This window comes from Neoroseomonas rubea, assembly GCF_016106015.1.
Taxonomy (GTDB): Bacteria; Pseudomonadota; Alphaproteobacteria; order Acetobacterales; family Acetobacteraceae; genus Neoroseomonas; species Neoroseomonas rubea.
The window spans coordinates 1-7,682 of record NZ_JACADQ010000189.1 but is presented as its reverse complement, the minus strand read 5'-3'; the positions used below and the strand labels follow the sequence as shown (position 1 = coordinate 7,682).

Annotated in this window: 10 protein-coding genes; 3 read left to right on the top strand and 7 right to left on the bottom strand. The window is 69.1% G+C overall.

Annotated features, from left to right (window positions below):
- From HW577_RS16355 to rimP, 4 genes are all read right to left on the bottom strand, one after another.
- Positions 1-235: translation initiation factor IF-2 associated domain-containing protein (locus HW577_RS16355; RefSeq protein ID WP_198377218.1), on the bottom strand; the 235-nt coding region annotated here is incomplete at its 3' end.
- A gap of 58 nt (positions 236-293) precedes the next feature.
- Positions 294-947, bottom strand: a complete 654-nt coding sequence (locus HW577_RS16350; RefSeq protein WP_198377217.1) for an RNA-binding protein — start codon at positions 945-947, stop codon at positions 294-296.
- On the bottom strand, positions 934-2,484 hold the full coding sequence (nusA, locus tag HW577_RS16345) for a transcription termination factor NusA (protein WP_198377216.1): 1,551 nt from the start codon (positions 2,482-2,484) through the stop codon (positions 934-936). Before nusA ends, HW577_RS16350 begins: the two co-directional genes overlap by 14 nt.
- 10 nt (positions 2,485-2,494) lie before the next feature.
- A complete protein-coding gene (gene rimP, locus HW577_RS16340) occupies positions 2,495-3,022 on the bottom strand; it encodes a ribosome maturation factor RimP (RefSeq protein ID WP_232474993.1) in 528 nt (175 codons plus the stop codon).
- A 169-nt stretch (positions 3,023-3,191) separates the two neighbouring features.
- On the opposite strand from rimP, the gene HW577_RS16335 reads away from it, so the two are divergent.
- Together HW577_RS16335 and HW577_RS16330 are read left to right on the top strand one after the other, a co-directional pair.
- Complete coding sequence (locus HW577_RS16335) at positions 3,192-3,773, top strand: YceI family protein (RefSeq protein ID WP_198377214.1); 582 nt, start codon at positions 3,192-3,194, stop codon at positions 3,771-3,773.
- Positions 3,754-4,302, top strand: a complete 549-nt coding sequence (locus HW577_RS16330) for a cytochrome b (RefSeq protein WP_198377213.1) — start codon at positions 3,754-3,756, stop codon at positions 4,300-4,302. The genes HW577_RS16335 and HW577_RS16330 overlap by 20 nt, the downstream gene beginning before the upstream one ends.
- Positions 4,303-4,308: 6 nt before the next feature.
- Here the strand turns inward: HW577_RS16330 and HW577_RS16325 are convergent, their stop codons facing one another.
- The gene (locus tag HW577_RS16325) at positions 4,309-5,916 is read right to left on the bottom strand and encodes an ABC transporter substrate-binding protein (RefSeq protein ID WP_198377212.1); all 1,608 of its coding nucleotides are present in this window, start codon (positions 5,914-5,916) and stop codon (positions 4,309-4,311) included.
- Between the two features lie 134 nt (positions 5,917-6,050).
- Between HW577_RS16325 and HW577_RS16320 the strand changes: the two genes are divergently transcribed.
- Complete coding sequence (locus HW577_RS16320; RefSeq protein ID WP_232474992.1) at positions 6,051-6,404, top strand: DUF4087 domain-containing protein; 354 nt, start codon at positions 6,051-6,053, stop codon at positions 6,402-6,404.
- A 26-nt stretch (positions 6,405-6,430) separates the two neighbouring features.
- On the opposite strand, the gene HW577_RS16315 is transcribed toward HW577_RS16320, so the two are convergent.
- Positions 6,431-6,808, bottom strand: a complete 378-nt coding sequence (locus HW577_RS16315) for a hypothetical protein (RefSeq protein WP_198377210.1) — start codon at positions 6,806-6,808, stop codon at positions 6,431-6,433.
- 256 nt (positions 6,809-7,064) lie between these two features.
- The coding region (locus HW577_RS16310; protein ID WP_198377209.1) for an SDR family NAD(P)-dependent oxidoreductase at positions 7,065-7,682 on the bottom strand (618 nt) is incomplete at its 5' end.

Genomic DNA, 7,682 nt, shown 5'->3' with positions numbered 1-7,682 from the left:
CGGCCGCGGGCGCCGGCGCGGCGGCACGCGCCACAGGCGCGACGACGCCGGGCTTCGCGGCGGGTGGCGCCGCGGGGCGCTTCTTCACCACCTCGACCTGCACGGTCTTGCTGCGGCCATGGCTGAAGGATTGCCGCACGCTGCCGGCATCCACCGTCTTGCCGAGTTCGAGGCGTCCGCCGGGCCGAAGGCTCAGCCTGCTCTTGCCCGCGTCCTGCTCGTTCTGGTCGCTCATCCGCCGATCCGAACCCGATCCTAAAAAACATTCCAAGGCCGCGCCACGGGCGACGGCCCTACTCCTGAATATCCGGTGCGATGCCGGCGATTCCCGCCAGCCGCCCCGCTTCGGCGCGGATGGCATCCGCCAGCCGGCCCGGCGCGACCACGACATGAACGGCGTGGTCACGCCCGAAAACACCGCCCAGTTCCACCGCGGTCAGCGGCGCCACCGAGGGTAGTCCGCGCCCGCCGAAGCGCGCGCGCTCTGCTGGACTGCCGTCCGATGCCTGGACGATCAGCCCCGCGCGACCGGCCTGGAGCCATTCCCGCCCCGCCTGCCAGCCCGAAACCGCCTGACCCGCCCGCCGGGCCAGGCCCAGCAGGTCGCGGATGCGGGCGCGAAGACCGTCCTCGATCCGCGCACGAAGGTCGGAGGGAAGCGTCACGGGCCCGCGCGCGGCCCGCATGAAGGCCCCGCGGCTCAGAGCGCGTTCTAGCACATCGCCCCGCGCGCTCAACCACATTCCCCGGCCGGGCAGTCTCCCGGCGAGATCGGGAACGATCTCGCGAGCCGGCCCGAGCACGAAACGGATCATCGTTTCCTTGGGCCCGCTCTCACGCGTGACGATGCAGCGGCGAAGGGGGCCGGTCTCCCGCGCCTCCTCCGCCTCCTCCGGCTCAGGCGTTGGCCCTGGCTCAGGCGCTGGCCCTGGCTCAGGTGTTTGCATCACCCGCGCCAGGCTCCTCCTCATCGCCGAACCAGCCGGCGCGGCGGCGCGCTTCCATCACGATCGCGTTCGCCGTCTCCTCGTCGACCACCTCGGCGCCGAGGATTTCGATCAGCTCGTCGCCGGCGAGGTCGGCCAGGTCCTCGAGTCCCTTCACGCCCTTCTCGCCCAGCGTGACCATCATGCCGGGCGAGAAGCCGCCGATCTCGGCCAGCACGTCGTCCACGCCGAGCGCACGGCGCTTCTCGTCGAATTCGGCGTCGCGCTTGTCGATGAAGGTCTGGGCACGACGCTTGAGCTCGGCGGCCACGCTCTCGTCAAAGCCCTCGATCCCCGCCAGTTCCTCGTCCTCGACCTGGACGATGTCCTCGATGGTCGAGAAGCCTTCCTGCACCAGCAGCCCGGCGATCACGTCGTCCACGTCGAGCGCTTCCACGAACAGGCCGGTGCGCTTGCGGAATTCCTCCTGCCGGCGCTCGCTCTCCTCGGCTTCCGTCAGGATGTCGATGTCGTAGCGCGTGAGCTGGGAGGCGAGGCGGACATTCTGCCCGCGCCGGCCGATGGCGAGGCTCAGCTGGTCGTCTGGGACCACCACTTCGCAGCGCTTGCCGTCCTCGTCCAGGACGACCTTGCTGACCTCGGCCGGGGCGAGCGCGTTCACGATGAAGGTCGCGAAGTCGGGTGACCAGGGGATGATGTCGATCTTCTCGCCCTGCAGTTCGGCCACCACCGCCTGCACGCGCGACCCGCGCATGCCGACGCAGGCGCCGACCGGGTCGATGCTGCTGTCGCGGCTGATCACCGCCATCTTGGCGCGCGAGCCGGGGTCGCGCGCTACCGCCTTGATCTCGATGATGCCGTCGTAAATCTCGGGCACTTCCTGCGCGAAGAGCTTCGCGAGGAAGCCCGGATGCGTGCGCGACAGGAAAATCTGAGGACCACGGGGCTCCTCGCGCACGTCGTAGATATAGGCCCGCACGCGGTCGCCATTTCGAAAAGCCTCGCGCGGGATGGTTTCGTCGCGGCGCAGCAGCGCTTCCGCGCGGCCGAGGTCGACCATCAGGTTCCCGTATTCCGTGCGCTTGACGATGCCATTGATGATCTCGCCCACGCGGTCCTTGTATTCGTGGAACTGCTTGGAGCGCTCGACCTCCCGCACCCGCTGCACGATCACCTGCTTGGCGGTCTGCGCGGCGATGCGGCCGAAGTCGATCGGCGGCAGCGGGTCGATGATGAATTCGCCGACCTGGATGCCGGGCTTCACCTTCTGCGCGATGCGCAGCGGGATCTGCACCGCCTCGTTCTCGACCGGCTCAGCCTCGACCACCTCGGTCCAGCGCTCCAGCTTCACGCGGCCGTCCTTGCGGTCGATGAAGGCGCGGATGTCCTTCTCCTGCCCGTACTTGGCGCGGCCGGCCTTCTGGATGGCCTGCTCCATCGCCTCCAGCACCTCGTCGCGCTCGATCATCTTCTCGCGCGCGACGGCGTCGGCGACCTGCAGCAGCTCGGGCCTGGCGACGGTGATGTCGATGGCCATGCGTTCTCTCCTAGTTCGTCGTGCGGGGGGCCGCGGTGGCGGCGATGAGTTCGTCGGTCAGCACCAGCTTGGCGCGCCGGATGTTGCCGCGCGGGAAGGCGCATTCCGTCCCGTCCTCGAGCCGCAGCCGCGCCACATCCGCATCGGCGCCGAGGGCGATGCCGCGGAAGCGCTTGCGGCCGTCCTGCGGGATGGCGAGTTCGAGCGTCGCGACATGGCCGGCGAAGCGGTTCCAGTCCTTCGCACGGGTCAGCGGCCGGTCGATCCCGGCCGAGGAGACCTCCAGCGTCCATTCGCTCTTGATCGGGTCGGCCACGTCCAGCACGGCGCCGATCGCGTGGCTGATGGCCTCGCAATCCTCGACGGTGAAGGTCGCGCCATCGGCCCGGTCGGCCATGACCTGGACCGTCGGCGTCTCCTTGCCCGAGACCTGCACGCGCACGAGCTCATAGCCCAGCGCGCCCAGCGTTGGCAGGATGGCGTCGGCGATGCGGGCTTCGAGCCCTTCATGCCGCGGCAGGTCGTCGGCCTCGTTCAAGCAATGCCTCGTTCGGGCAACAAAAAAGGCGGCCTCTTTCAAGGCCACCCCCGTCGGACCGGATGGTGTGATCGAGGACCTTATGACTCTTCGAGGCCACGGATGCAAGCGGGGGTTGCGCCCGGGCCCCGCCCGCCGACATGGTCCCCTCGGGCTGCTGGAGGCTGCGATGGCGATGCTGACAGGACGGCGCGCGTTGCTCGCGGGGCTCGGCATGGCGGGGCTCGCGCGCCCGGCCGCTTCCCGCACCCGTTACGTGTTCGATCAGAGCGTCGGGCGGCTGGAATTCGTCGCCCGGCATCTCGGCGTGCTGAGCTCGACCGGCCGCTTCGAGGATTTTTCCGCCGAGCTGCTAATCGACCCGGAGCGGCCGTTGACGACCTCCGTGCATGTCACCGTGCGCACGGCGGCCATCGCGCTCGCCTATCCGGGCGCGGTCGAGCTGCTGCGCTCGCCCGATTTCTTCGACGTCGAACGCCACCCGGAAGCGACCTTCCGCGGTGCCGCGACCGGGGAAGGCAGCCTCGCGCGCTTCCCCCTTGCGGGCGACCTGACGATCCGCGGCATCACGAGGCCCTTCCGGATGGAGGGGCGTCTGCTCGACCGCCGGCGCGACGCGGCGCTGGGGCGGGAGGTCGCGGATTTCTCCGCGGGCGGGGAGATGAAGCGGTCCGAATTCGGCATGACGACCGAACAGGCCGCGATTTCCGATACCATCCGGCTGAACGTGCGTGTCCGCCTCATCGTCTGACGGCTGGTCGCGCGCGCAGCGCTGGCTGCACTGGGGCGTCGCGGCGCTGGTGATCGCCGGCTTCGCGATCGGCCTGGTGATGGTCGCGTTGCCGCTGACGCGGCTGCTGGAAAAGATCCTCGCCTACCAGGCGCACAAGACGATCGGGCTGCTGGTGCCGCCGCTCGTGCTGTGGCGGCTGTGGCTGCGCGCGCGGCGGGGCCGGCCGGCGGAGGAGGAGGCGATGCCGCCCTGGCAGCGCCGCGCCGCGGCGGCGGGCCATGCGGCGCTCTATGCCCTGCTGCTGGTCGTGCCGGTGCTGGGCTACCTCAGCGCCAGCACGGCGCCGGGGCAGATCGAGACGGTGATGTTCCTCCTCATCCCCATCCCGCATGTGCTGGAGGCGGACGAGGCGCTGTACGAGACGCTGCGCGCGACGCACCAGCTCCTTGCCTGGGCGCTGGTGCTGCTCGCGGCCGGCCATGCCGCCGCCGCGCTGCATCACCATGCGCGCGGCGGGGCCGTGCTGCGCCGGATGTGGCGGGGATAGCGCCCTCTACCCGACGCGGATCGGCGTCAGGTCCTGGTACCAGGATTGCGCCTGGGTGAAGTTGGACAGGCGCCGCGACAGGCCGCGCGGATTCACGTCGTGCACCGCCCAAATCCACATGGCCTGGTCCACGAGATGCCCGTGAAGCTCCGCCAGGATCGCATCCTGCGGCGCGGTCTCGAAGGTTTGGCGCGCGCGCAGGCCGAGCTCATCCGCCCGTGCATCCTGGAAGCCGCCCCAGTTGAAGCCGGACCCACCCGCCTGCGGGCTGATGGCGGGGCCGAGCAGCCCGATATCCGGATCCCAGAAGGCCCAGGAATTGTTGATGGCGTGCAGGCCACGATTTTCCGGCGCAGCGGCGCCGGCGCGACGGCGGGCGCGCAGCGCTTCCCAGTCCATCACCTCGAATTCCAGCTCGATGCCGACGGCGCGGTAGTTCTGCTGCAGCAGCTCGTTCATCGGCAGCGGCTGCATCTGGCCGGACCCCGAGGGCGCGATGATGAACTTGGTGCGCACCGGGTTGCGCGGGCCGAAGCCGGCATCCGCAAGCAGCCGCCGCGCCCGGGCCGGGTCGTACGAAAGATCGACCGTAGGCCGGCCGAACCAGGGATGGCCTTCGGTGATCATCCCCTTGGCGGGAATGGCCAGCCCGCCGAGCAGCCCCACCATCGCGGCGCGATCGATCGCCATGTTCGCCGCCTGCCGCACGCGAAGATCGCGGAAGGGGCTGTCCGGCTGGAAGGACAGCTGGTGGCACCAGATGTGCGGATAGGCGTTGGTGACGACGTTGTGCCCCGCGGCGCGGATGCGCGGCACGGCGTCGGGCGGCGGCGCCTCGATGAAGTCTACCTGGTTCGACAGCAGGGCGGAGACGCGCGTCAGCGCATCCGGGATCGGCAGCAGCACGAGCCGTTCATGCTGCGGCCGCCGCGCCGGATCCCAGTATTCCCCGTTGCGCACCGCTTCCAGTCGCTGGCGGGGGACGAAGCGGTCGCCGATATACGGCCCCGTGCCGGAGGGGCGTTCGGCGAACCGATCCCAGTTGTTCCCCACCTCCGCATAGCGCGCGGGGGAAGAGAAAAAAATGTTCGCCATGTTGTAAGGGAACACGGCGTCGGGCGCCTTGGTCTCGATCTCGATCGTACGCGCGTCGCGCACCCGCCAGCGCGCGATGTTGCTGGCGTAGAGCCCCGCCTGCGCGGCCTGCTGGCGGTCGAAGTGCGGCGCCTCCCGGTCGAGCAGCTTCGCGAGGTTCCAGGCGACGGCGTTGGCGTCGAAGGCGCTGCCGTCGTGGAAGCGCACGCCCGCGCGCAGGTCGAAGGTCCAGACCTTTTTCGTCGCGTCGTCCACGCGCCAGCGTTCCGCGAGGCCGGGCTTGAGCGAGGGCGCGCGGTCGACGCGCGACAGGTCCCAGGCGACGAGCGGGTCGTACAGCGTGATGCCGAGGAAGCGGTTGCCCTCCGCCCCCTGGCTCGGCTGGCCGGTGGTGAGCGGGATGTCGCCCGCCGTCATGCCGACGCGCAGGGTGCCGGATGGCGCGGGCTGCGCCTGCGCGGCGGCCATGGGCGTTGCGGCGAGGGAAGCGGCTGCGGCGAGCAGGTCACGGCGATGCATGGCGGGTCCTCCGCTGCGTCAAGCCGTGTGGTGAAGCGCTCCTGAACGTAGCATGAAAGGCATCAGGGCGCGGTTCAAGGGTGGCGCGGCGACAATGGCGCGGCGCCGCGGCCGTATGCGATGCTGCGCAAATGATGTCGCGCGCGCTTGCCCTGATGCTGTTCGCGGTCCTGGCCGCCTCCCCCGCCATGGCGCAGGAGCGTCGCTGCGGTTGGATCCACAACCCCACGCCGGCGAACTGGTGGCTGGTCGATCGCGACGGGCGCTGGGACATTATGGCGCAGGGCGGCCCGCGGCCGGCCGGGATGGACAACATCCCGGACCTGACCGAGCGGCACTGGGTGCGCACCAATGGCTGGTACGGCTATGGCTGCGCCTGCATGAGCGTGGTGGCGGACGCGCGCACGCGGAGCATCCGGCGCATCAATGCCGTGCAGCAATTGCCACTCGAGCGCTGCACCGCGGACCGAGCGTTGCCGCGGCCCTAGGCGCGGCGCACGCGCGCTTCTTGTCGTCAGGGCCGATAGCCCTGCAAGTCACGGACGAGCCGACCCCGGCCGCGGACAAAGAGCAGAGGCAGTATGAACCTGCGCCCGGTCAGCCGCGCGCGGAGATTGCTCCATGCCGATGATGTGTCGGGCCGGATCGTGACCGGTGTCGCAAACGGCCCATCCTGATGATCGTACTCTGGGAAGAGAGCACTGTCGGCCTCTGGCTTCCCGACGAAGCGAATGGGTTGGTGCTTGCCGGCCATGTAGAAATTCCCTCGTGTATCGCAGACACCCCGATAGTCAGCAGTTACATAGATGGCATACCCAAAAAAGAAAACACGACCGAAAAACATCGTAAACAACAAAAAAATATACTGGCACCAAGAAAAGTACTGCTGCAACGGGTAATATCCCGACCAACGTTAAAGCATCGGGGTTCCCATAGATCAGACCAAACCACACAACCAATGCAATCAAGAAGACAAAAAATAGAGCACGAAAAAAAGAATACTCGTACAAAACTCCGGCGAATTACGTTTAGCGTGGGGGTTTCCGGTGTGTCGTGCATCCGTCGATGAATAATCACGGCCAATGTAAAGTGTAGCATCGCTCAACGTGCGCTGAACGCGCAATTGGAATCTCCGTTCGGCCACCTGTTTATGGCGGCAGACGCAGCGCCGAATCCAGCCGCAGCGTCGTCCCGTTCAGCAGCGGATTGGCGCAGATCGCCAGCACCATCGCCGCGAATTCCTCGGGCCGGCCGAGCCGCGCGGGGAAGGGCGGCAGGGCGTGGATGGCGGCCAGCGCGGCCTCGGGCAGGCCGGCCAGCATCGGGGTCTCGAACAGGCCCGGCGCGATTGTGACCACCCGGATGCCGGACTTCGCCAGTTCCCGCGCCGCCGGCAGCGTCAGCCCGACGACGCCGGCCTTGGACGCGGCATAGGCGCATTGCCCGACCTGCCCGTCCTCCGCTGCGATGGAGGCGGTGTTGAGGATCAGGCCGCGTTCGCCATCCGGCGCGGTGGGGTCGAGCGCCTGCATCCGCTGCGCCGCAAGCCGCAGCACGTTGAAGGTGCCCAGCAGGTTGACGCGCAGCGTGCGCTCGAACAGCGCGAGGTCGTGCGGCCCGTTGCGGCCCACGATGCGCGCGGCCGGCGCGATGCCCGCGCAGTTCACCGCGAGCCGCAGCGGGCCGAGGGGCACGGCGGCGTCGAGCGCGGCGGCGACATCGGCCTCGCTTGCGACGTCGCCCGCGACGGTCGTCACGCCGCAGCG